This is a genomic window from Marinitenerispora sediminis, from assembly GCF_003336425.1.
GTDB lineage: Bacteria > Actinomycetota > Actinomycetes > Streptosporangiales > Streptosporangiaceae > Marinitenerispora > Marinitenerispora sediminis.
Window position 1 is genome coordinate 1 of sequence record NZ_QEIO01000092.1, and the last position, 22711, is coordinate 22711.

The following is a 22711-nucleotide window of genomic DNA, read 5'->3' on the forward strand; positions in this document are numbered from 1 at the left end:
GGCGGGCGGAGGGGACACCGGTGAGCGGACCGCCGCGCCGCGGTCGCCCACCGGAGTCGGCGTGCCTGGCGGGCACGCCGCGACCACGCTAGAGGACCCGCGCCGCGGCCCGCCGGGGAACGGCGCAACCGGTGCCGCGCCTCCCGCGCGGCGTACCGGAACCGGTCATCCACCGCACGCCGGCCGGGCCGGCGGGCTAGGGTCGGTCGGGTGGGTGCCGCCGGCATCGGCCGGGGCGGCCGCCCGCACCGAGAGCGGAAAGGACCGCCGGTGTCCGCTGCACAGCTCCCCGAACCGCCCACAGTCGTGGTCACCACCGCGGGCTCGGCCCCCACCCCCGGCGCGATCCTGCGGCTGCGGGCCCTCGGCTACCGGGTGGTCGCCACCGACGTCGACCCCGCCGCGCCCGGCCTGTACCTGGCCGACCGCGGCTACCTCGTCCCGCCGGGCGGCAGCACCGGCTTCCTGCCCGAGATCCGCGGCATCTGCGCCAAGGAGGAGGCCGGTGCCGTCGTCCCGCTGGTCGACGAGGAGCTGGACGCCGTCACCGAGCTGGAGGACGACGGGATCGCGGTGCTGGCGCCCCGGCGGGAGTTCGTGCGCACCTGCCTGGACAAGGCGCTGCTGATGGCACGGCTGGCCGATGCGGGCGTGCCGGTGCCCGAGACCCGGTCCGCCGCCGCGCCGGCCGGCGACCTGGTGTTCCCGGTGGTGGTGAAACCCCGGACCGGGCGGGGCGGCCGCGGTGTGGCGGTCTGCGCGAGCCCCGCCGAACTGGCGCGGCGGATCGAGCACGGCGGCTATCCGGCCGCCGACCTGATCGTCCAGGAACTGCTGGCCGGCACGGAGTTCACCGTCTCCGTGGTGGTCTGGCGCGACGGTGCGGTCCAGGCCGTGGTGCCCAAGGAGGTGATCCTGAAGCGCGGGGTCACCCAGTACGCGGTGACCCGCCGCCACGAGCGCGTGGCGCAGGTGTGCCGCGCCGTGCAGCGCGAACTGCGCGCGGACGGTCCCTTCAACGTCCAGCTCGCCCTCGACGCCGCCGGGGAGCCGCGGGTCTTCGAGATCAACCCCCGCTTCTCCTCGACCGCCCCGCTGACCGTCGCCGCTGGGGTGGACGAGATCGGCGGACTGCTCGGCCAGGCGCTGGCCGGCGGTCCCCGGCTGGCCGACGACTGGCGCGACGGCGTCGTCATGGTGCGGCGGTGGGCGGAGGAGTTCGTCGACGAGGCCGACTTCGTCCGGCACGGCGTCCTGCCGGTCGCGGACGCGCGCGATCGCGGCCGGGACTCCCGGGCCGGCCGGTGACCGGCGGCTGGCCGCCGTTCCGGGGGCTCGCCCCGCTGGCGCGCGCCGTCGTCGAGGTGGGCCGGCTGCTGCGCGCCTGGCGCTCGGACTCCGCGGCGCTGCGCGGCGCGTGGGAGGGGGCGCAGTTCAAGGCGCGCGCCGACGCCATGGCGCACGAGGCGCTGGCCGCGCGGCTCGCGCGGATCGCCCCGGCGCTCCCCGTGGTCAGCGAGGAGGACCCCGCCTCGCTGCGCGGGGCGCGGCCGCGGCGCTACTGGCTGGTCGACCCGATCGACGGCACGGCGAGCTACGCGCACGGCTTCGCGGGCTACGTGACGCAGGCGGCGCTGATGGCGGACGGGCGGGCGGAGCTGGCCGCGATCCACGCCCCCGAGGCGGACACCCTGTACCTCGCCGCGCGCGGCCAAGGCGCGTGGGCCAACGGCCGGCGGCTCGCCCCGCGCCCGCCGGCGCCTCCGGGCGCCGGGCTGCTCACGGACAACACGCCGTATCCGCGCGGGATCGCCCGCGCCGTCCAGCTGCGCTTCGGCTACCGCCGCTACCTGGAGTGCGGCAGCATCGCCCTGAAGACGTGCCGGATCGCCGAGGGCGCGGCGCACCTGTTCGTCAAGGACGTGCCGGTGCGGGACTGGGACGTGGCCGCGCCGGAGCTGCTGCTCGCCGAGACCGGCGGCGCCCTACGGCGGTTGGACGGCACGCCGTTCGGTTACCGGGGCGGGTTCGACCACGACGGCCTGATCGCGGCCGCCGACCCGGCGACCGCGGCCGCGGTCGCCGGGTGGTGGCGGCGAGCGGCCGGGGACGCACGGCGCGGGCGCGGGGTTCCACCAAAGGTGTAGCCGCTATCGGCCATGCGGAGGATCCCGCCGCGGCGCTTCGCCTCCTAGGCTGGTGCCGACGCCGGCTCGCCTCCCGCGGCGGTGGGCGCCGGCGGCCGCGGGGTCGGGGGGACCGCGCGGCATGAGACGGAGGAGACCAGACCGTGGCAGGCGACATCACTCCGCGTCGGGCCGGCGACCTGCGCGCGTCCGACCGCGACCGGGACGCCGTCGCCGAGCGCCTCGCCGCGGCGCTCTCGGAGGGGCGCCTCGCCCTCGCGGAGTACGAGCAGCGCCTGGACACGGCCATGAGCGCGCAGACGATGGGCGAGCTGGAGCCGCTCACCGCGGACCTGCCGGAGCAGTCGGCCGCGGCCCCCGCGCCGGAGGAGCGCGCGACCGGCGGCGCCGGCGAGGTGTCGCCCTGGCGGGAGTGGTTGGACGAGTGGCGCTACTGGCTGGGCGGCGCCATCATCATGACCGGCATCTGGGCCGTGACGAGCGTCGTCGGGGGGAGACCCCTGCAGTTCTGGCCGCTGATCCCGCTGGGCATCTGGGCCGCCGTCCTGGTCGCCGGCCTGGTCTGGCCCGACGACGAGAAGAAGAGCGGCAAGAAGAAGAACGGCGAGAAGGCCGCCGGCACGGACGCCTAGGGTCTGTCTGGCAAAAGGGTCTTCTGGTTGGCTGTGGTCCGGTTGAATCACTGATGTGGTGAGACGCGGTGAGCTGACCGAAGCGGCCTGGAAACGAATCGAGCCGCTCCTGCCGAAGGTCGATGGTCGTGGCCGGCCCTGGCGTGATCACCGCCAAGTGATCAACGGGATCCTGTGGCGGCTGCGCACGGGCGCGCCGTGGCGTGACATCCCGCAACGGTACGGCCCCTGGCAGACCTGTTATGAGCGGTACAAGCGCTGGGACGACGACGGCACCTGGGCCAGGCTGCTGGAGACGATCCAGGTCAAGGACGACGCTGTCGGCAACGTCGAGTGGACCTTCAGCATCGATTCCTCGATCGTGCGCGCTCATCAACACGTGGCTGGAGCGCGGAAAAAGAGGGAACCTGCCGGGGACGATCGAGCAGAGTGATCAACAGATCAGGCAAATCGGGCAGGGGCTTGGTCGGTCGAGGGGCGGGCTGACCACCAAGCCGCACCTGGTGGTGCAGGGCCGTGGCCTGCCGATGGCGGTGTTCATCACTCCTGGCAGCGTCAACGATTCGGTGGTGTTCGAGCAGGTCATGGATCAGGTGCGGGTGGCCCGCCCCGGCGGCGGGCGCCCGCGTCCCAGGCCAGGGGTTCTGCTGGGCGACACGGGCTACTCCGCCCGGCGGATCCGTGGCTACCTGCGGCGTCGTCGTATCACCGCGGTTATTCCCGAGCCCCGTGATCAGCGTGCCAACCGCGTCCGCAAGGGGAGCCGGGGTGGCCGGCCGCCGCGCTTCGACGCTGAGCTGTACAAGCGCCGCAACCTCATCGAGCGGTGTTTCGCCCGACTCAAGCAGTTCCGCGCGGTCGCGGCCCGGTTCGACAAGCTTGCCAGCCGTTACCGTTCTGGCGTGTTGTTGGCCAGTCTCATCCTCTGGCTCCGCTAATTGCCAGACACTCCCTAGCGGGGGCCGGCCGCCGGGCGGCCCCGGGCCCCGCGGTGGCGTCCGACGCTTTCTCCGCCCCTCCCCGCGCACCCGCCCCTGCGGTGCGCCACGCCGCCGTCGTCCACTTTTCAGGCGGCTGGCCACGGCGTATCGTGAAATGCCCCATCAGCCTGGCGGAGGGGGTGGGCGATGGACGAGGAACGCCTTCCGCAGAACCGCATGCGCGCGTCCGACGCCGACCGCGACGACGCCGCCGAGCGCCTCGCGGCCGCGCTCATCGAGGGCCGCCTCGACCTCACCGAGTACGCCAGGCGGCTCGACCTGGCCATGTCGGCGGTGGTGCTGGGGGACCTCGAACCGCTCACCGCCGACCTCCCCGAACCCACCATCCCGCTGCCGCCGCACCAGACCGTGCCCGCGGCGCGGCCGTCCGGCGAGGACGTCGCGCGGCGGGAGTGGGCCGACGAGTGGCGGTGGTGGCTGGGCGGTGCCGTCATCATGACCGGCATCTGGGCGGTGACCAGCGTGGTCGGCGGTGTCCTGCTGCCGTTCTGGCCGCTGGTTCCGCTGGGCATCTGGGCCGCGATCCTGGTCGCGGCCGTCATCTGGCCGGACGAGCATTCCGGGAGGCGCGGCTGAACACGGCCGGGCCGCACGTCCGCGCCCGGTCGCGCGGGAGATACTGGTGAGGTGGATGGAAACCGGCGGTCCACACGATTCAAGGGCGCCCCGGTCCCGAGCGAAGGCAGGGCCAGCATGGACGACGGACGAGTTCCCCAGGAGCGGCTTCGGGCGTCGGATGCCGACCGCGACGCGGTCGCCGCCCGCCTCGCCGACGCCCTCGCCGAGGGCCGGCTGGACCTGTCCGAGTACGACGACCGGCTGCACCGCGCCATGCACTCCAAGACCATGGGCGAGCTGCGGCCCCTCACCGCCGACCTCCCGGAGCCGGCCCCGCCGCCCGAGGACGCCGGTGTCGACCTCGCCGAAGTCGGCCGCGCCGCCGACCCCGACGCCCTGCGGCGGAGCCGGAGCGAATCGTGGCGCGGCCTGGCCGGCCTCGCCGTCATCCTGGTCGGCATCTGGGGCGTTACCAGTGTGATCGCCGGACAGCTGCTGCCGTTCTGGCCGCTGTGGCCGCTCGGCTTCATGCTGATCTTCACGGTCGCCAACACCCTGAGCGGCGGCGAGCGCCCGGAGAACTGGGAGGACCGCTTCCGCGCCCGTGAGGAGCGCCGCCGGATGCGGGAACGCCACCGCCGCGGCCTGCCCCCTGGGGAGCGCTGAGCAGACCCGGGCCGAGAGCCCGAGCGCCGTCAGCGCGCTCCAGCCGGCCCGCCGCCATGAGCGCAAACCGGTCGTCACGTCTCGTGCCGCGGCTGGAACACCGCACACCCACGGCGAGGGGCACCGAAGTCCGGGGGGCGAGGAGCTGCCCCGACACCGCTGATCCCTCAACCAGGAGGAGCTGCACCGCGCGGGCGAAGTCGCGGCCCCGATGCACGCCGAGCTGGTCCGCGTGGGGGCACCTCCGTACCGCCCGGAGGCGATCGCGGACGCCCTCGGCTCGGCCCCATGTGCCCCTCCCCGCGGAACCGCCCCGGCCGCGGCGCTCTCGCCGGTCACGGCGATCCGGCTGATTACCGCCGGCACCGCCGTCCGGCACGGCGCCAGGTGGAGCGCAGGGTTCCTCCCTGGTGGATCGCGGCCGCTCCCGCCCCGCCGTGCGGCGCCGCGGCCCGGTCGGAGCCGGCCTCTCCCGGACTGACCCACCGGCCCGGACAGGTGCCGGTCGCCGCCCGGGGCTCGCCTTCCGGGCGTTCGAGGCCGGGCCCACCGAACTGGGGGCTCGCCGGGGCCCGGCTCCCCGCGCGGACGGCACCGCTCCGGCGAGCACCCGCTCCCAGGACGCGGCGGTTCGTCGGGGCGGTTGGTCGGGGCGGTCGACGACACTCTCGGACGCCGGCCGCCCTGGAGCGCCGCGGCGGGCGGACCTCCGAGGGCGTCCCGCCGGCCAGCGGGTCCCGGCCGTGGCCCCGGCGCTCCGGCAGCATCCCTTCCGCGCCCGGTCGCGAGGCTTGCATCACCTGCGGCCACTCACCGTCGGCGAACCGCTCGTCCTAGGCATGGAGGGGTCCGGCGAGCCATCCGAAACGCGTCCGGGCTGGCCGTTCCACCTCCCTCACCCGGAACCGGACGTATGCGGCGCCGAGCCGGCGGCGGCCTCCGATGCTGTCGGGTCCGGGGCTTCGGGGCCGCCACCGGGTAGTCTCGGTGGGCGGTCCCGGTGGGCGCACTCACTCCGGACGCTTGGCGCCGTACCGGCTGCGCCCCCGCCTGCGGTCCGGCACGCCCTCGGCGTCGAGCGCCCCGCGCACCACCCGGGAGCGGCCACCCGGCAGGTCCCGCACGCGGGCGCCCTGGACGAGCACGACCGAGTACTGGGTGAGCGTGTGCCCCTCCCCCAGCACCGCGGCGGTGGCCACCGTCCCGTCGCGGAACCACACGCCCACCACCTTCCGCAGGGCGGAGGTCGGCTTCGTGGGGGTCACTGTGCAGACACGCGCGCACACACCGCGCCGCCGCGGACAGCCGCGCAACGCCGGCGCCGCGGACCGCGCCGTCGGCGGCAGCGCCCGCGGCGCACCAGCTGCTGGACGGTCGGCACGACGCCTCCTCGGATACCCGACCGCCCGGCGGCCGCTCCCCCGGCCGGTCCCGTCGAGCGAAGCAGACGGCGAGCCCGCGGCCAACGGTCCGCGGACGCCCGGCAAGCGGCCGTCCGCGGCCCCGGCGCTCGCTCCCGCCGACGCGGGACGCGCGACCGGACGCGGGCACGGCCGGACCCAGCCGGCCGACGCGCCCGCGGACCCGCCACCGGCCGCGCGGGAGCCCGCTACGGCTCCCGTTCGGTGGGCGGGAGCGGCCGGCGCGCGACGAAGCCCAGGTCGCTGCGGTGGTACCAGGCGAGTCGCTGCTCGCCCTCCACCCAGCACAGGCGGACCGAGACCCCGTTCAGCTCGGCGGGGAAGTCGACGAGCACCGGCGCGAAGCCCTTCAGTTCGACCCCGACGGAGGCGAACCACGAGCCGAGTTCGGCGAGACGGGCCTCCAGTGCCTTGAGCTCCGGCAGCCCGCCGAGGGGCGAGTCGTCGGCGATGCGCAGGTCCGCGGCCAGTTCCGCCATGTCGGCGCGGACGGTCACGATCTCATCAGCGTGCGCGCGGACCTGCGGCATCAGGGCGCGGGCCTCGGCGACCGTGAAGACCCGCGGCCGGCGGCTTCCGCGGGCCGGGCCCGCGGAGCCGGCGCTCATGGTGCCGTCGTCGGTATCCCCCATACCCGGTACCGTACCGACCGGGTCCGCCGACGCGCGCGCTTCGCGCCCTTCGGTGCGTCCGGTCGCCGCTCACCCCGCCCCGAAGCAGCAGAAGCCGCCGTCGCCGAGGTGGTCGGCGACCGCCTGGGCGATCGGGCGGCCCGCCAGCAGCGCGTCGTGCAGGCGCAGCATCGCCGGAGTCGTCTCGCGGTCGCGTACCGGCAGCACGCTGGCGACGACGGCGCCGGCCCCGAGGGCCAGCAGGGTCGCGGTCAGCCCCAGCGGCGCTCCCGTCGCGGAGGAACCGGACTGGCCGACCCCGCACGAGGAGAGCACCGCGACAACGGGCAGCCGGCGGACCCGCTCCAGGTCGTAGGCGAACAGCGGACCGTCCCCCAGCACGAGGCCGGCGCGCATCGGGGCGCCCGCGGGGAAGGAGCCGTGCGCGGTGAGGTGGGCCAGGTCGGCGCGTTCCAGCTCGCGCAGCACCGGCGCGGTGCGGGCGGCGGCACCGCTGAGGACGACCGCGCCGGGGTGCCGGCGGCGCAGCGCGCCGATCTCGGCGTCGGCCCACTCCAGGCCGGGGCCGGCCGCGAGCAGGACCCGGTGGGCACGGTGGCCGGGCGCCGGAGCGCGCCGCCCGCGCTCCCGGCACCTCAGCCAGGCGCGGCCGGAGGCGGCGATGCTGACGGCACGGCCCCGCAGCCCGGGCAGCAGCCCCCACGGCACCGCCCGGGCCGCACCCCAGGGCGCGACGACGAGTTCGCGGTCGCCGATCGCCGCGGACACCGGGTCGACCAGGAGCCGCCCGAGCGCGGCGGCCTGCTCGCGCATGTGGTGCCCTTCGGCCCCTCCCGGCGCGATGGCGTGCCGCCGCGCCGCGTGCAGCAGCTTGGCGACGCCGTCGCCGAGGGCCGGGCCGCCCCGGAGCTGGTGCACGCTCGCCCGGCCCTCGACCAGGGAGATCGCGACCGGGCCGCCGGGCAGGTCGGCGTAGCAGACGAACGCGCGGCGCCCGAGTTCCCGGACGAGTTCGGGCAGCACGGGCCCACCGGTCGCGGTACGCCGGGGCCGGCGGTGGTCGGCGCATCCGGTGTGCCACTGCTCCAGCCGGAACCGGGCGGCGAGCCGGCGCGCCTCGGCGAGGTCGGTGTCCCGCCCCGCCCGCGAGCGCCGCTCGGCCGCCCGGTACCCGTCGAGCAGCCGCCCCCACGTGCCGTCGTGGCACCGGAGCGGCGCGGGGACGAGGGAGCGCTCCTGTTCGATCCACTCCAGCGCCGCGGCGGCCTGCCCGTTGCCGAGCGCGAGTTCGGCGCCCAGGCGCGGCAGCTCGGCGTCGCGCGGCCGGACGTGCGCCAGCAGTTCCACGTGGGAGGTGCCGACCGGCCGGTGCCGGGCCTCCGCGAGCCCGCGGCGCAGTTCGCGGTCGGCCGAGGAGCGGTCGCCCCGCGCCGCCGCTCGCAGGGCGGCGGCGTGCGCGGGAGGGGGCGCGGCGAGCCGCGGCGGCCCCAGCGGGGTGGCCGGGATGCTGCGCGCCAGCAGCCGGGCCACGTCCGCGGTCGCGGGAAGCTCGCCGGCCCACTCCGGCAGCCGTACCGGCGCCGGGCAGGCGGCCGCCCCCGCTTCGGCGCCGGCCGGCCGCGGCCCGGGGATGGCCGCGGCGGCCCGCAGCCCCGCTCCGGTGGCGCCCGCCCGGGCCCGGCGGCGGCCCGGCTCGCGACGCCCGGGCGTGAACCGCGCGGACCACTCCACCTGGCCGGCGAGCTCGGCCCACATCGACCCGACCGGGAAGGCCGCCCGGACGCGGCGCGCGTGCCCGGTCGCCCGCTGGCGTTCGCCGCGCAGGAGGTGCAGTTTCGCGCGGAGCAGGTGCGCGGCCGCGAACTCGGCGTCGCGGTGGCGGGCGATTCCCGACCAGGGCAGCGCCCGGATCAGCGCCTCGGCGTCGCCGTACATGCCCGTCGCCAGCAGGGCGTCCACCCGGTCCAGCTGGAGGGCCGCGCCGCGGTGGCCGGGCAGCAGCGGCTCGGCCCGCCCGAACAGCCGCATGGCCGACGCGATGTCGCCGCGCAGCACGGCCAGGCAGCCCTGGTTCTGCAGAACGACGCCGCCGAGCACGTGGAGGCGGTGGCGTTCGGCGAGCTCGAGGGCGCGGGCGAGGTCGTCGGCCGCCTCCGGGAACCGCCCGGCGTAACCGAGTGCCAGCCCCCGGTTGCTGAGCAGGCCCGCGAGCAGCCGCTCGTCCCCGTCGCGGCGCAGCCGCCGCGCCGCCGCGTCGAAGGCGTCCGCCGCCGCGTCGAACCCGCCGCGCTGCGCGGCGGCCACCCCGCGGTTGAGCGCGGTCAGGGCGTCGGCGCCAGGTCCGCCGGGTCCGGCGCCGAGGCCGCGGTCGGTGCCGCGGCGGGCGCGCAGCCCCATGCGGGTGGCACGGGCGCGCTCGGCCAGGTCCGCCAGCCCGCCGCGCCCCGCGACGGCGGCCGCCCGGCTGAGCACCCGGTGCGCGGTGGCGGCGTCCCCGAGTTCGTGGTGCGCGAGACCGAGCACCCGCAGGGCCGTCGAGCGCACCGCGGGGTCGTCGGCGCCGTCCAGCACGCGCAGTGCCGCCCGGCGCGCCTCGCCCGGATCACGGGCGACCAGCGCCACCGGGTCCCCCGGCTCCTCGAACGTCCGCCGCACCGCCATGCGCCCGCCTTCCCGACCTGGTCACCGTGGGATGACGGCACGACCGGAAGAGCCACTCCCAGGTCGCACCGAAAACGTCACGGAAAGTGATAACACCCAGACCAGGCCGTTGGGAATGGGTACCCGGAAACGGACAGTGGATCGTTGCCGCGCGCGGACGGCGTGGTCGGGGCGTAGGGGCCCAAACCCCGCATTCCGCCGTCGTCGCACGTCGGAGCCAACGCCTCCGGGCCGGCCGGTCCCGGGATGCGGCTGGGCGACACGCGTCCGGTTCCGGCCATGCGGCCCGGCGGTGCCGCCCCGGACCGCACGGGTTCCGGCGAGCGCCCGACCTCGCCGGTCGCCTCCGTCCCCCGGGTCGCGGCCGACCACCGGGGAGTGCCGTGGAGTCAGCGGAGGAGGCTGGTCGGCGCCGGCCCGGACCGGTCATGGCTGGCGGGCCCGGCGGAGCGGGTCCCGGTCGCGCGGAACCGCGGGGTGGGCGCGCAGCACCGCTCGGAGGGTGCGGCGGCTGCGGTGCTCAGCGTCGCGGGCGGCCGCCGGGCCGTTCCGTGCGGGCGCGATCGGCGCGCTATGCCACCAGGCTCAGATGGCGATCCAGTCGGTGGTGACCGGACGCCCGCCGGGGGGCCGCAGGAGCAGGCTGAGGGGACCGCGGTCGATGTCGCGGGCGACGAAGGCGCCCGTCCGGTCCACCGGTTCGCGGTGCCGGCCGCGGGGGTGGCGGATCTCCACGTCGGGGCACCCCGCGGGGCTGACGCGGCCGGTGATGTCCCGCAGGTCGTCGTGGGCGGTGATCTCCAGCCGGATGGTCCAGTCGCCCGCCTCGAAGGTGAGGAAGCGCAGCCCGGGGTCGAGGGCGGCGTCGCGCAGACCCGGCGGCGGCCGGTGGGCGGAGTCCTCCCGGACGGCGGCGAGGAGGGCCTCGGGCCGGCGCATCGCGTAGGCGGCGCGGGCGGCGGCGCGCACGGAGTCGGGGGCCGGTCCCAGCAGCGGAGTGCCACCGCGCAGGTCCGCCACGAAGCGTTCGTTCTCGTCGGGCTGGTCGTCCGGGCTCATCGGCGGTCCCTTCTCTGTGCTGCGCGGTCGGGCACGCGGTGCCGGCCGACCGGCTCGGTCTGCTCGCGGAGGAGGCGGCGCAGGCGGCGGAACGCCCGGCGGCGGATCGCGGCCAGCTCGGCGCGCGCGACGCCCGCCATCTCGGCGATCCGGTCGGGGCCGAGTTCCGGGTAGTCCAGGTAGAGCATCGCGACGAGCCGGTCCGGCAGGCCGATGCCGTCCAATGCCCGGCGCACCGCGCGTACGCCCTCCCCGGCGAGGTGGACCGACTCCGGGCTGCGGTGGTCGGTGAGGTCGAGCGTCTCCGGCGCGTACGGCGCGGTGCGGCGTCCCGTGCGCAGCTGCCGGCGGCACTCGTTGTGCGCCGCGGCGGCCAGCCAGGCGCCGACACGCTCGGGGTCACGCAACCGGGAGAGCCGCTCCGCCAGCGCGCACCAGACGGTCTGGGCGGCGTCCTGGGCGTCGTGCGGCGGCAGCCGGTAGGAGTGCACGACGGCCCACACGAGGGCGGAGTAGCGGGCCAGCAGCCCGTCCCACGCAGCGGCGTCGCCGTCCACCGCCCGCCGCACCAGCGCCCCGGTGGATGTCGTGCCCTCGGGCTGGTCGCCCACGCATACCCCCAAGTAGACTCGCAGCACCCGCCGCACACGCACGGCTACGCTAGCCGTTCTCTCCGGTCGACGGGCGCGATCCGCCGCTTCCGGCCACCGCGGAACCTGGTGCTGCTGAGGCCCATGGGGCACAATGGGTCGAGGAGACTACCCAACTTCGGACATCTCCTCTGTGGGTACGAGAGCGTCGGGGAAGCGCACTCGTTCGTATCAGGAGGTTCGGTGTCCGCACGTGGCGTCTTGTACGTCCACTCCGCGCCTGCGGCGCTGTGCCCACATGTCGAGTGGGCGGTCGCGGGTGTAGTTGGCGTGCCTGTGAAACTCGACTGGGAGGCGCAGCCCGCCGCCCCGGGAACCTACCGCGCAGAGCTGAACTGGCAGGGCGCGCCGGGAACGTCCGGCGCGGTCGCCTCGGCGCTGCGCGGCTGGCAACGGCTCCGCTACGAGATCACGGAGGAGGCCACCCCGGGGTGCGACGGGGTGCGCTACAGCTACACCCCGACTCTCGGGGTCTTCACCTCCGTCATGAGCGCCTGCGGCGAGGTCCTGGTCCCGGAGGCGCGCCTGCGCGACGCCATGCGCCGGGCCCGCGAGCAGCAGCTCGACCTCGCCGAGGAGCTCGACCGGCTGACCGGCCGGTCGTGGGACGAGGAGCTCGACCCGTTCCGGCATGCCGGCGAGGGCGCTCCCGTCCGCTGGCTGCACGCCGCCGGCTAGCACCCGCCCGCGAGGCCGCGCCGGCCGCGTCCCGCGCCGGCGCAGCCGCCCGGCGATGCGCACTCGGGGCCCGGGCGCCTGGTTGGGGCGCCGAGCACGTGGTAGGGGGCGCGTATGAGTGAGAACCTGCCTGAGAACCGAGCCGACCCGGTGAACCAGGACGCGGCCGACTGGGAGGACGCCGGCCTGCCCGCGCAGGAGGACAGCACCGAGGACGTCGCGCTGCCCGCCGACGAGCCGGTGGCCATGGACGAGTTCGGCACCACGGGCACCGAGCGGGAGGCCGGGGAGCCGCTCGACGTCGCGCTGTCGCGTGAGGAGCCCGACGTGGGCCAGCGCCCGCGCGACGAGGAGTCGCACGCGCCCCGGCTGGTGGCGGAGGACGAGGGCATCCGGCCCGACGAGGACGAGACCATGGTGGCCCGGGACGCGGGCTACGACCAGGGCGCCTACAGTCCGGAGGAGCAGGCCATCCACGAACAGGACGAGTCCGACATGCCGTGACCTAAATCGGTTGACGCCCCCAGCAGAATCGGGAGCGTGTCCACGACGAACGCGGTCGCCGACCGCCGCCCCGGCCGCTCCGCCCGCGAGGTCTACGCGCAGCACGACGACGCCACGCTCATCGTGTACCAGGCGTACCCGGCGGCCATCGCCGACGCCGCACTCGCGGCCGGCACCTTCGTGCCGCCGTTCCGCCGGGAGCGGATGACCTGGATCAAGCCGTCGTTCCTGTGGATGATGTACCGCTGCGGCTACGCGACCAAGCGCGACCAGGAGCGGGTGCTCGCGGTGCGGATCACGGCCGAGGGCTTCGCCTGGGCGCTGCGCAACGCCTGCCCGAGCCACTACGACCGCGCGCTGTTCGAGGACCGCGACGCCTGGCGGCGCCGGCTGCGGGAGTCCCCCGTGCGGGTGCAGTGGGACCCCGAGCGCGACCTGGCCGGTGCCCCGCTCGGACACCGCTCGCTCCAGGTGGGCCTGTCCGGCGACGCGGTGCGGCGGTACGTGGAGGAGTGGATCGTCGAACTCACCGACGTCACGCCGCTGACCGTGCGGATCCGCGACCTGCGGCGGGCCGGCGACCACGCGGCCGCCGCCGCGCTGCTCCCCGGCGAGCGGCCGTGGCCGGCGCCGGCTGGCGCCGCGGCGGTGGACCGTCAGCGCGGTCATCCTGCCGATCGGGAGCATCAGCGGCCCCGCTGAGCCGCCCCGGGCGGCCCGCACGGACCCAGGGCGTGCGTGACCCACCTGCTGACGCGATCGAAACGTCGCGGCCCCGCCAGATGCCAGGCGCTGGTCAGCCGCCGCCGTCTCCGCCGCCCCCGTCACCGCCGTCGCCCCCGTCACCGGACCAGCCGCCGTCACCAGAGGACCGGCCGGAGTATCCGGTCCCTTCGCCGCCGCCGCGTCTCGGCGGGTCCGAGCCCCCGACGTCGGACATCCGGTACCAGAGACAGACCCCGACTCCGATGCCGCAGATCGCGAGGATTCCTCCCAGATTGCCCCAGGTATCGGGGCCGTCCAGCTTGCCGAAGACTTCACCGAGGAAGATGAGCACCAGCATGACGCCGGCGCCCAGCCCGAAGAGTCCGGTCAGGAAGACCGGCGGACTGTCGTCGTCCAGCATCTTGAAGAGGTCATCGGCGTAGTAGCCCGTCACGCCGAGGCCGGCCAGTATCAGGAGCCCCACCAGGCCGTCCACGCGACCACCTCCCAGGATGTGCGATGCGCCATCCTTACCCCGCCGGCGGCGGTTGTCCGGAGCCGAAGCGTGGCCGGATCGGGCCGCCGGCCAGAAGGCCCGGCCCACCCGCGCCGACGGCCCGGGCAGCACGGCATCCGGGAGACGGCCGCCCGCTGCGCGGCCCGCCCACGCGCGTCTCGGACTCGACGCCGGGTGCGGCTGCGCCGGTCGCCGCTGACCGGCGCCACCGCCGCCCCGAAGGGCCGTCAGGACCGCGCCGCGTTCCCCGCGACGGCGAACCACCGGCCCGGGGCGGCGTACTCCACCGGCCCCGGGAAGGCGGCGGCCGCGCGGCGGCGGGCGTCCTCGGGGGTCAGGGACGGTCCTACATGGGTGACGACCAGCCGCCGCGCTCCGGCGTGAGGTGGACGGCAGGTCCCCCGTCCGGCTGGGCGTCGACGTCGGCCTCGCAGAGCAGCAGGTCGGTCCCGCGCGCCAGGGCCCTGAGCCCGTCGCACTCCGCCGTGTCGCCCGAGTACGTGAGCGAGGCGCGGCCGTCGCTGACCCGCAGCGCGTACGCGTCCATGCCGTGCCGCACCGCGGCGGAGTCGAGGGTCAGCGGGCCGAGCCGCACCCGGTGCCCGTCGCGCAGCTCGTGGAACTCGAACGCCGCCGCCACGTCGGCCGGGCCGGTGTTGGACAGGAAGTGGCGGAGCCGGTCGGCGGTTCCGGGCGGGCCATACAGCGGGAGCGGCGCGTCGCGGCGCACGTCGGCGAAGAGGAGCGCGTAGAAGGCGGTGAGCAGGTCTGCCGAGTGGTCGGCGTGCAGGTGGGAGAGCCAGATCCCGCTCAGCTCGGCCAGGCCGCAGTGCCGCTGCAGGGCGGCGAGGGTACCGCTGCCCGCGTCCACCCACAGCCGGGTTTCCCCCGCCGAGACCAGGTAACCGGAGCACGGGTTGTCCGGTCGCGCGTACGGGCTCGCACTGCCGAGGACGGTCAGGCGCAGCGCGCCCGGCTCCTCTTCGGGGGCGTGGTCCGTCACCAGCCGCGCTCCCGCCACTCCGCGAGGTGCGGGCGCTCGGCGCCGAGCGTGGTGTCGCGCCCGTGGCCGGGGTAGACCCACGTGTCGTCGGCCAGCACCCCGAAGACCCGCTGCTCCACGTCGTCGATGAGCGAACGGAACGCGGCGGGGTCGCGCGTCTTGCCGACCCCGCCGGGGAACAGGCTGTCACCGGTGAACAGGTGGGTGCGGCCGCCCGGCTCGTCGTAGCGCAGGACGATGGAGCCGGGTGTGTGGCCGCGCAGGTGGATGACCTCCAGCACGGACCGTCCGACCGGGATCCGGTCGCCGTGCCGGACCGGCTCGTCCACGGAGACCGGGAGTACGTCGGCGTCGTCGGGGTGCGCCACCGTGCGCGCGCCCGTCGCGCCGGCCACCTCGGCGAGCGCCTGCCAGTGGTCCCGGTGGCGGTGGGTGGTGACCACCCGGGCCAGGCCGCCACCGTCGATGAGCTCCAGGACGCGGTCGGCCTCCGCGGCGGCGTCGATGAGCACGCCCTCGCCGGTGGCCCGGCAGCGGAGCAGGTAGGCGTTGTTGTCCATCGGTCCGACTGCCAGCTTGCTGATGGTCAGCGCGGACAGTTCGCGGACGTCGGCAGGTCCGCCGACCCGCGTATCACCGGAGTAACTCACGCCTCCATTGTGGGCGCCGGGCCGGGATCCCGCCACGGAGGCCCGGTCGTCTCAGAGGGCCCACCGGGGTGGCCGCTTCTCGAAGAACGCGGCCCGCCCCTCGGCGGCGTCCGCGCCGGCGAAGAACGCGCGGGACACCTCCGCCATCTCGGCGAACGCCGCCGCGCGGTCGCGGTGGTCCGCCGCGGCCAGCAGCGCCTTCGTGCGGGCGAGGGCGGCGGGGGCGGCCTGCCGGAGGCCGTCGAGGATGCCGTCCGCCACCGCGTCCACCTCGTCATCGGGCGCGGCCACCGTGACCAGCCCCGCGGCGGCGGCCGCGGCCGCGTCGAACGTCTCTCCGGTGAGGAAGTAGCGGGCCAGTTGGCGGTCGTGCATGCGCAGCGCCACCGGGACCGAGATGAGCGCCGGGACCACGCCGATCCGCACCTCGGAGAAGGCGAAGGTGGCGGAGGCGGGCGCGACCGCGATGTCGGCGGCGGCGACCAGTCCGATACCGCCCGCCCGCGCCGGGCCGTTCAGCTTGGCGACGACCGGCTTGGGGGCGTCCATGACCGCCGAGAACAGCTCGGCCATGCCCGGCGCCGACCGGTCCACCGGCGCTCCGGCGTGTTCGGCCGCGACCTCCTTCAGGTCCGCGCCGGCGCAGAACGCCGGGCCGGTGCCGGTGAGCAGCACCGCGCGGACGTCGTCGTCGGCGACGGCGTCCGCGAGCCGTGCGGCGAGTTCGGTGCGCAGCCGCGCCGAGAGGGCGTTGCGGTTGCGCGGCGAGTCGAGTGTGAGGGTGGCGACGCCGCGCTGCACACGCGCGCGGACCAGCGGTTCGGTGGCCTCCGCCATGGATCGAGCCCCTTCCGGTGCGGCGCGCCGGGCGCGCTGGACGGCGGTGGCGATTGTAACGGCGGTGCGGGGCGGCGCCCGGGACCGGCTGCCGCTGCGCGACCGGGACGGGGGACGCGCTACCCGCGGGCCTCGCGCAGGACGCGCAGCGCCTCCTCGGCGTGCACCTGCATCCGCACCTCACTGCGGACGACGTGCAGCACGCGGCGGTCGGTGCCGATGACGAACGTCTGGCGCCGGGTCGGCGAGAGACCGGAGAACACGCCGCCGCGGCGGACACCGAAGCGCGCGGCCACCGTGCCCTCCGGGTCGGAGAGCAGCGGGTAGTCGAAGCCGTTGGTATCAGCGAAGCGGCGCTGCTTGGCCACCTCGTCGGCGCTGATGCCGACACGCTGCGCGCCCAGCTCGGCGAACTCGGCGGCAAGATCGCGGAAGTGGCACGCCTCGGCCGTGCATCCGCGGGTCATCGCGGCCGGATAGAAGAACAGCACCACCGGACCGCCGCTGAGCAGGTCGCCGAGCCGCCGCGGGACGCCGTCCTGGTCGGGGAGTTCGAAGTCGGGTACCTCGTCACCTGTCTGCACGCGGCCAGCCTAGCCGCCGCACCGGAGGCGGCTGCCAGTGGTCAGCGGCGGCGTCGGGCGCGGCGGCCATGGGGCTGTCCGGCACGTGAGCAGGCGCGTGAGTCCGGCTGGTGGCAGCGGTACGGGATCAAGGGCGGCTACGGCACCTACATCGGCCTGGAGAGCGACGCCCGCAGAATTCAGAGGTACGACGCGTCACAGGTCCCAGGTCTGTTCCAGACCGAGGACTACCAGCGCGCCATGATGCGCGGCAGCATCCCTGAAGTCGGGGACGAGGAGATCGAGCGGCGCATCCAGGTCCGTATGGAGCGGCAACGGGTCTGGACGCAGAACTGGCCGCAGACCTGGGTGATCATCGACGAAGCCGTCATCCATCGCGTTGTCGGCGGGCCAGAGACCATGCACACCCACCCGGTGGAACGGGGGCCGTGACGTCACGGCCCCCGTTCCACTGCTTCGTCAGGCCGAGGAGGCTTGACGCCGTCAGCTTCCCTCAGCTCGCTCCCTTGCGCATGACCTCGAACAGGCTGCTGAAGCTGTCCCCGCCGCGCCCGGCCGCCGTTCCGCGGCGGAAGACCTCCAGCACGGCGCCCGGGAGGGCCGTGTCGACGCCGGCGGCCTCGGCCGTGTGCAGCACGTGCTCGACGCTGGCAACCCCCATGGCGAGCCGGTCGACGTCGCCGGCGTGGTTGCCCGCGTCCACGCGCGGCGCGTAGAAGGCGAGGAAGTCCGGGATGGAGGCGGCCGTGGCGGTGGCGTGCGGCAGGAACTCCTGCGCCGAGATCCCGTTGGCGTCGGCGACCGCGAGCGCGTGCAGGTAGCTGAGCATGCTGGTCCAGAACATGTCCATCTGCAGCTGGTAGTACAGCGACGCCAGGCCCGGGTCGGTGCCCACGTAGTCGGTGCCGGTGAGCACCGACAGCGTCTCGCGGTGCGCCTGGAGGACCTCCTCGGGACCGCTGTAGAAGGTGGCCGACTCCGGCTTGCCGATACCGGACGGAGAGGACTGCACTCCCCCGGTGAGGTAGCGCGCACCGAGCCCGGTGGCCCATGCGGCCGCGGCGCGGGAGCGTTCCGGGGTGTCGGAGCTGAGGTTGACGAGCACCCGGCCCGCGAGGGCGTCGGCGGCCGGTTCGAGGATGGCGTACATCGCGTCGTGGTCGGTCAGGCTCAGCACGACCAGCTCGTTGGCGGCGAGCGCGTCCCGGACGGTCGCGGCCCGCACGGCCCCCGCGGCCACCAGCTCGTCCGCCCGGCTCGCGGTCCGGTTCCACACGGTCACGGGGTGTCCGTTGGCGAGGAAGGTCCGCGCCATCGCCTGTCCCATCGGGCCGAGTCCGATGACCGTCACTGCCTGCTTGCCCATGGAGGTCCCTCTCTCTAGAAAGAACGTTCTACTCAGCGGGCAACTTAGCACATTCTAGAACGAACGCTCTACTCAGTAGACTTGCCGCATGGGACGCATGGAACAGCGCGCCGCGGGCGACACCCGGGACCGGATCGTCCAGGTGACCGCGCGCCTGCTGCAACGGCAGGGCTACGAGGGCACCGGCATCAAGCAGATCGCCAGCGAGTCCCGCGCCACCCTCGGGTCCGTGTACCACTTCTTCCCTGGCGGCAAGCAGGAACTGGCCGCCGCGGCCATCAGGCACGGCGACCAGGAGTTCGCGGACCTGCTCCGGTCCGCGCTGGACAGCGAGGACGATCCCGGCAAGGCGCTCGTCGCCTGCACCCGGGAACTCGCCGCAGGGCTGCGCGACTCGGACTGGACCGACGGCTGCCCGGTGACCGCCACCGCCCTGGAGACCATCGGCCGCGCCCCCGACATCCAGCTCGCCTGCGCCCAGGCGATCGAGCACTGGCAGGACCTGGTGGCCGGAAAGCTGCTGGCCTGCGGCTTCGCCGCCGACACCGCACGCGAGCTGGCGAGCACCGTGGTGAGCACCCTGGAGGGCGCCGAACTGTCCGCCCAGGTGGCGCGCAGCGAGGAGCCACTGCACACGGCGGGCCGCCACCTCGCCCGGCTCGTCGCCTGCTACGCCCCGGACGCGACGGCCCGCTGACCAGCCCCCTCCGGCCGGTCAGCGGACCACCTGGTCAGTTAGTCATTCCCGCCAGGCGAGTTCGAAGTAACTGCCGGGGCCGATGCCGGGCGGGAGAGACCCCCAGGCGTCGGCGATGTGATGGACGAGGAGGAGCCCGCGGCCGTTCTCGGCGTCGGGGTCGGTGACGACGCGGAGGCGGTAAGGATCGTGGCCGGTGCCGTCGTCGTGGACTTCCACCCGGAGGCGTCCGGGCGCGTGGTGGAGGTGGACGCGGAAGGTGCCGTCGGCGTCACCGCTAAGGGTGTGCTTGATGGCGTTCGTCGCCAGCTCGCTGAGGAGGAGGACGGCGTCGGCGGCGGTCTGGCGGGGGACGGCACTGCCCGCGAGCAGGGCGGCGAGCCAGGCGCGGGCGGGTTTGACGTTGTCGGGGTGACCGGCGAAGCGCTTGGAGTGGCGGCGTGGGAGTGGTGGACGGGGGGCCAGCGTGCCCGGAACGATACGGTTGGACATAGGTCCTTCACCTGCCTACTTCAGGTTGAGGGCTGAGGCCCTGCCCGGTGTGCCCGCACCGGACAGGGCCGTTGTCGTGCCAGAGCTCCCTGCGACCGAAAACTCTTTGCGTCCGGTCGATTACTGACACACTGCGAGTGTTGCAGTTGCCGAGCACACCTGCAATACACAGATGGGATTCGCAAGTTACTCTCGTCTTGCTTGACCGCTACCACGAATGGGATGACTGGTGACGACTCCGACAGTCAATCGCTGGCAGCTCGCTCGAACACTCCGGGAGCTGCGTGGCGACCGCCCACCGGCCACGGTCGCGAAGGCCCTGAAGACGACCATCTCCAGCGTTCATCGCTGGGAGACACCTGGCGAGGGTGGCGCGGTCCCAGGGCCGGGTGCGTTGGAACGTCTGCTCGACTTCTATGCCGTGTCGGAGGAAGGGAAGGAACGCCTCCTGCAACTCCGCCGTGACGCACGCAAGTCCGCCTGGTGGTCGCCTTATCACGTTGACCGCAGCTACGGCATGTTCGTCGACCTGGAAGCGGCCGCCACCAGCATCGAGAGTTACGAGAACACACTCGTCACAGGTCACGCGCAGACAGAGGAGTACGCTCGCGCGGTGATCCGGGCGACCAGCATCGACAGCACTGATGACGAGGTGGAAGAGGAGGTACAGGTAAGGCTGGCCAGGCAGCAGGCATGGCGGGAACGTCACGTCGCGCGTCTTGGCATCGTTATGGGAGAAGCCGCCATTCGACAGCGCGTCGGCAGCCGTGGGGTAATGAGAGGCCAGCTCAAGCGTCTGATCGAGTTCTCAACGGATCCCAAGGTCGACTTGCAGATCCTCCCCTTCCGTGTCGGAGAGCACGCGGCCATCCATGCGTCGGGATTCGTCATCCTCACGTTGGGCAACGACGGGTTCACGACCGTCTACACCGCCAGCCAGACGGGCAGTCTCTTCCTCGATGACAGAAACGACATCGAGATGCATGCGACCATCTTCAACAAGCTCCGCATCGCGGCTCTGGGCACGGGTGCCACGCGAGCCCTCCTTGCGGAAGCAGCCAGCGACCTGTGAGGAAGTGAAGATATGTCCCCTACGACTCCAACTCGTTTCCTTGCGTGGCGGAAGAGCAGTTACAGCGGCAAGCAGAGTCACTGCGTGGAAGTGGCTACAACGAACACGATTCACGCTCTGCGGGACTCGAAGAATCCGAATGGCGGGATGCTGACATTCAGACACTCCGAGTGGCGCGCCTTCATCACGAGCGTGAAGCACGACGCGATCGGCCACTAGCCGGTCAGGTCCCCGGAGCCACCCTCAGCAACGGCACCCGCACCTCCCCGGGAGTCAGCGATCCGTGCTGTCCCACCAACCGGCTCTCGCTCGGCTCGGCCTCCGGCGCGACCAGTGCCGTGTCGCCGTACGCCAGCGCCAGCACGTCGCCGATGCGTGGGGCGAGGCCGGGCGTCACCGGGCCGAACCAGCCGCGGGCGATCGCGTCCTCTCGCTCGACCACGATCGCCCGGCCCGCCAGCCCCTCCCGCCAGGCCGCCAGCACGTCCGCACGCGCGCCCGGGAGCGCATGGACCTGGCGGACCCGCGCCTCCCCCGTGAGCAGGCGGACGCCTGCCGCCAGGTCCGGATCGCCCTCGACGTCGATCCGGCCCTCGGGGCTGATGTCGACCATGCCGTGGTCGGCGGTGACGTAGCAGGCGGAGTCGGGCGGCAGCGCCGCGGCGACCGCCTCGGCCAGCCGGTCGACCCGCCCGAGTTCCAGCCGCCACTGGGGTGAGTCCACTCCGAACAGGTGCCCCGCGGTGTCGAGGTCGGAGTGGTAGACGAAGGCGTAGCAGCGCTCGGCGGAGCGCAGCACGGACGCCGCGGCGTCGACGAGGGCGGCGCGGTCGCCGGCGGGCACGTAGCGTCCGCCGCGCGCCGAGGCCCGGGTGAAGCCGCTGTCCTCGAAGGCGCCGTCCGCGACGTAGGCGGTGCGCACACCGGCCGCCTCGGCCCGCTGGTAGACCGTGCGGCGCGGCTGCCAGGTCTCGGGGTCCACCTCCGGGTCCCAGCGCAGCGAGTTCATCGCGCGGTCGCCGCCCGGCAGGGCGACCTGGTACCCGACGACGCCGTGACCGCCGGGCGGGCAGCCGGTGCCGAGCGTGGTGAGGCTGGTGGCGGTCGTGGTGGGGAAGGCGGCGGTGATGGGGGCCGCGCCGTCGAGCAGGCCGGAGAGGAACGGCGCGTGCGCCCGGTTGGCCCGCAGCGCCTCCCATCCCATGCCGTCGATCAGCAGCACGCAGGCCCGGCGGACGGGAGGGAGGCCGAGGGTGTCGTGCTCGCCCGGGACACCGAGGGACGCGAGCACGGAGGGGCCGAGGTCGGCGAGCGAGCCGGCACCGTAGCGCGGCGCCTCGAATGTCCCGTCCATGGTGGGGTCCGGGGGGCGGTCGTGCGGGGGACCTGCGGTCACGGGTCGGCTCCCTCCTCGACGTGGAGCGGCGGGCGGCCGGACGGCAGCGGCCCCGGAGGGGGACCGCCGCTCGGTCATCGGCTGGTGGCCTCGGAGAGCGCCTGGGCGAAATCCAGCATGTTGGCCACGATCTCGGCGCCGTCGGCGGCCTGGCTGACCCGCAGGGTGAGGGGTTCGGCGGTGATGGCGCCGGTGTAGCCGTGGTCGAGCTCGCAGGACTCGTCGGCGCAGGCAGCCGGCTCCAGGTCGATGTGCGCGATCGCGCCCCAGTTCACGGCGAGGCTGATGCTGAGGACGACCTCGCTCGGCGGTGTGCCGGGCACGTAGCTGGCGGGGTCGGGGACGACCCGGGTCAGCGCGACCGACTGGATGTTGCCGAGCTTGATGGAGTCGGTGGTGGTGGAGGCGTGCGGGTGGTCGCTCGGCTCAGTGGGCGGGTGCTCGTCGGTGTGGCAGACGATGAGCCTGGTGGGGGTGAGCAGTAGGACGGTGATGTGCCGCCGCACTTCCATGCCCGGGTCGAAGGTGGCCTCGTGGTGCACCACGAAGGCTTCGGCGGACTCCCCGCCGAGGGTGGTGGCCACGGCGTCGGCCACGAGCCCGGGGTAGTACCCACTGCGCTCGATCTCCGAGCGCCAGTCGGTGGACACAGCACGCGTTTTCCTCATGGCTCCATCCTGCCCTCTTCCACCGGCATGTGGTGCCCAAGCGCGGCGTACTCCGCCTCAACCACCCAGCCGGCCAGGAACTGCGGTTCCACCGCGAGACGCTCGAACTGTCCGC

At 74.6% G+C, this 22711-nt stretch carries 25 protein-coding genes and 2 pseudogenes; 13 read left to right on the plus strand and 14 right to left on the minus strand.

Annotated features, from left to right (window positions below; translation table 11 throughout):
- Window positions 1-306: 306 nt before the first annotated feature.
- The 6 genes and pseudogenes from DEF28_RS17490 (at window position 307) to DEF28_RS17515 (ending at window position 5004) form a co-directional block, all read left to right on the plus strand.
- A complete protein-coding gene (locus tag DEF28_RS17490; RefSeq protein ID WP_114398418.1) occupies window positions 307-1308 on the plus strand; it encodes an ATP-grasp domain-containing protein in 1002 nt (333 codons plus the stop codon).
- Window positions 1305-2147, plus strand: coding sequence for an inositol monophosphatase family protein (locus DEF28_RS17495; RefSeq protein WP_114398417.1), 843 nt, complete (start codon window positions 1305-1307; stop codon window positions 2145-2147). The genes DEF28_RS17490 and DEF28_RS17495 overlap by 4 nt, the downstream gene beginning before the upstream one ends.
- A gap of 179 nt (window positions 2148-2326) precedes the next feature.
- The gene (locus DEF28_RS17500) at window positions 2327-2779 is read left to right on the plus strand and encodes a DUF1707 SHOCT-like domain-containing protein (protein WP_114398422.1); all 453 of its coding nucleotides are present in this window, start codon (window positions 2327-2329) and stop codon (window positions 2777-2779) included.
- Window positions 2780-2837: 58 nt separating this feature from the next.
- Window positions 2838-3717: pseudogene (locus tag DEF28_RS17505) on the plus strand (IS5 family transposase).
- 219 nt (window positions 3718-3936) lie between these two features.
- Window positions 3937-4356 carry a DUF1707 SHOCT-like domain-containing protein gene (locus tag DEF28_RS17510; RefSeq protein WP_114398421.1) on the plus strand — a complete coding sequence of 140 codons (420 nt, stop codon included), beginning with the start codon at window positions 3937-3939 and terminating at the stop codon, window positions 4354-4356.
- A 117-nt stretch (window positions 4357-4473) separates the two neighbouring features.
- Complete coding sequence (locus tag DEF28_RS17515) at window positions 4474-5004, plus strand: DUF1707 SHOCT-like domain-containing protein (protein ID WP_114398416.1); 531 nt, start codon at window positions 4474-4476, stop codon at window positions 5002-5004.
- Window positions 5005-6014: 1010 nt separating this feature from the next.
- On the opposite strand, the pseudogene rpsL reads toward DEF28_RS17515, so the two are convergent.
- The 5 genes and pseudogenes from rpsL to DEF28_RS17540 form a co-directional block, all read right to left on the minus strand.
- Window positions 6015-6385: pseudogene (gene rpsL / locus DEF28_RS17520) on the minus strand (30S ribosomal protein S12).
- A 228-nt stretch (window positions 6386-6613) separates the two neighbouring features.
- On the minus strand, window positions 6614-7057 hold the full coding sequence (locus tag DEF28_RS17525; RefSeq protein WP_309485818.1) for a DUF2203 domain-containing protein: 444 nt from the start codon (window positions 7055-7057) through the stop codon (window positions 6614-6616).
- A gap of 69 nt (window positions 7058-7126) precedes the next feature.
- Window positions 7127-9718: a CHAT domain-containing protein gene (locus tag DEF28_RS17530; protein ID WP_114398415.1), complete on the minus strand. Its 2592-nt coding sequence runs from the start codon at window positions 9716-9718 to the stop codon at window positions 7127-7129.
- 585 nt (window positions 9719-10303) lie between these two features.
- A complete protein-coding gene (locus tag DEF28_RS17535) occupies window positions 10304-10777 on the minus strand; it encodes a hypothetical protein (RefSeq protein WP_114398414.1) in 474 nt (157 codons plus the stop codon).
- A complete protein-coding gene (locus tag DEF28_RS17540) occupies window positions 10774-11415 on the minus strand; it encodes an RNA polymerase sigma factor (protein ID WP_233515372.1) in 642 nt (213 codons plus the stop codon). Before DEF28_RS17540 ends, DEF28_RS17535 begins: the two co-directional genes overlap by 4 nt.
- A gap of 195 nt (window positions 11416-11610) precedes the next feature.
- Between DEF28_RS17540 and DEF28_RS17545 the strand changes: the two genes are divergently transcribed.
- From DEF28_RS17545 to DEF28_RS17555, 3 genes are all read left to right on the plus strand, one after another.
- Window positions 11611-12105 carry a DUF3145 domain-containing protein gene (locus DEF28_RS17545; protein WP_199493361.1) on the plus strand — a complete coding sequence of 165 codons (495 nt, stop codon included), beginning with the start codon at window positions 11611-11613 and terminating at the stop codon, window positions 12103-12105.
- 114 nt (window positions 12106-12219) lie between these two features.
- A complete protein-coding gene (locus DEF28_RS17550) occupies window positions 12220-12609 on the plus strand; it encodes a DUF5709 domain-containing protein (protein ID WP_114398411.1) in 390 nt (129 codons plus the stop codon).
- A gap of 36 nt (window positions 12610-12645) precedes the next feature.
- Window positions 12646-13311, plus strand: a complete 666-nt coding sequence (locus DEF28_RS17555) for a DUF4291 domain-containing protein (RefSeq protein ID WP_114398410.1) — start codon at window positions 12646-12648, stop codon at window positions 13309-13311.
- A 94-nt stretch (window positions 13312-13405) separates the two neighbouring features.
- On the opposite strand, the gene DEF28_RS17560 is transcribed toward DEF28_RS17555, so the two are convergent.
- The 5 genes from DEF28_RS17560 to DEF28_RS17580 all read right to left on the minus strand — a co-directional run bounded on the left by DEF28_RS17560 (window position 13406) and on the right by DEF28_RS17580 (window position 16905).
- On the minus strand, window positions 13406-13810 hold the full coding sequence (locus DEF28_RS17560; RefSeq protein WP_114398409.1) for a hypothetical protein: 405 nt from the start codon (window positions 13808-13810) through the stop codon (window positions 13406-13408).
- Between the two features lie 367 nt (window positions 13811-14177).
- Window positions 14178-14834, minus strand: a complete 657-nt coding sequence (locus DEF28_RS17565) for an MBL fold metallo-hydrolase (protein WP_233515373.1) — start codon at window positions 14832-14834, stop codon at window positions 14178-14180.
- Window positions 14831-15484, minus strand: coding sequence for an MBL fold metallo-hydrolase (locus tag DEF28_RS17570; RefSeq protein WP_114398408.1), 654 nt, complete (start codon window positions 15482-15484; stop codon window positions 14831-14833). Before DEF28_RS17570 ends, DEF28_RS17565 begins: the two co-directional genes overlap by 4 nt.
- Before the next feature lie 51 nt (window positions 15485-15535).
- A complete protein-coding gene (locus tag DEF28_RS17575; protein ID WP_114398407.1) occupies window positions 15536-16321 on the minus strand; it encodes an enoyl-CoA hydratase-related protein in 786 nt (261 codons plus the stop codon).
- A gap of 119 nt (window positions 16322-16440) precedes the next feature.
- Complete coding sequence (locus DEF28_RS17580; protein ID WP_114398406.1) at window positions 16441-16905, minus strand: peroxiredoxin; 465 nt, start codon at window positions 16903-16905, stop codon at window positions 16441-16443.
- A 150-nt stretch (window positions 16906-17055) separates the two neighbouring features.
- Between DEF28_RS17580 and DEF28_RS17585 the strand changes: the two genes are divergently transcribed.
- A complete protein-coding gene (locus tag DEF28_RS17585; protein WP_267900212.1) occupies window positions 17056-17337 on the plus strand; it encodes a Scr1 family TA system antitoxin-like transcriptional regulator in 282 nt (93 codons plus the stop codon).
- A gap of 61 nt (window positions 17338-17398) precedes the next feature.
- Here the strand turns inward: DEF28_RS17585 and DEF28_RS17590 are convergent, their stop codons facing one another.
- Complete coding sequence (locus DEF28_RS17590) at window positions 17399-18271, minus strand: NAD(P)-dependent oxidoreductase (RefSeq protein ID WP_114398405.1); 873 nt, start codon at window positions 18269-18271, stop codon at window positions 17399-17401.
- 88 nt (window positions 18272-18359) lie between these two features.
- Between DEF28_RS17590 and DEF28_RS17595 the strand changes: the two genes are divergently transcribed.
- Window positions 18360-18968: a TetR/AcrR family transcriptional regulator gene (locus DEF28_RS17595; RefSeq protein WP_233515374.1), complete on the plus strand. Its 609-nt coding sequence runs from the start codon at window positions 18360-18362 to the stop codon at window positions 18966-18968.
- 42 nt (window positions 18969-19010) lie between these two features.
- Here DEF28_RS17595 and DEF28_RS17600 read toward each other — a convergent pair whose 3' ends face one another.
- On the minus strand, window positions 19011-19460 hold the full coding sequence (locus tag DEF28_RS17600) for an ATP-binding protein (protein ID WP_114398403.1): 450 nt from the start codon (window positions 19458-19460) through the stop codon (window positions 19011-19013).
- A 229-nt stretch (window positions 19461-19689) separates the two neighbouring features.
- On the opposite strand from DEF28_RS17600, the gene DEF28_RS17605 reads away from it, so the two are divergent.
- Together DEF28_RS17605 and DEF28_RS17610 are read left to right on the plus strand one after the other, a co-directional pair.
- Complete coding sequence (locus tag DEF28_RS17605) at window positions 19690-20532, plus strand: helix-turn-helix domain-containing protein (protein WP_158562866.1); 843 nt, start codon at window positions 19690-19692, stop codon at window positions 20530-20532.
- Window positions 20533-20544: 12 nt separating this feature from the next.
- Entirely contained in the window at window positions 20545-20751 is a 207-nt protein-coding gene (locus DEF28_RS17610; protein WP_114398401.1) for a DUF397 domain-containing protein, read from the plus strand.
- Window positions 20752-20755: 4 nt separating this feature from the next.
- Here the strand turns inward: DEF28_RS17610 and DEF28_RS17615 are convergent, their stop codons facing one another.
- Both DEF28_RS17615 and DEF28_RS17620 read right to left on the minus strand, forming a co-directional pair.
- Entirely contained in the window at window positions 20756-21886 is a 1131-nt protein-coding gene (locus DEF28_RS17615) for an alkaline phosphatase family protein (RefSeq protein WP_114398419.1), read from the minus strand.
- A 116-nt stretch (window positions 21887-22002) separates the two neighbouring features.
- Complete coding sequence (locus tag DEF28_RS17620; protein ID WP_114398400.1) at window positions 22003-22578, minus strand: DUF5998 family protein; 576 nt, start codon at window positions 22576-22578, stop codon at window positions 22003-22005.
- Window positions 22579-22711 lie beyond the last annotated feature (133 nt).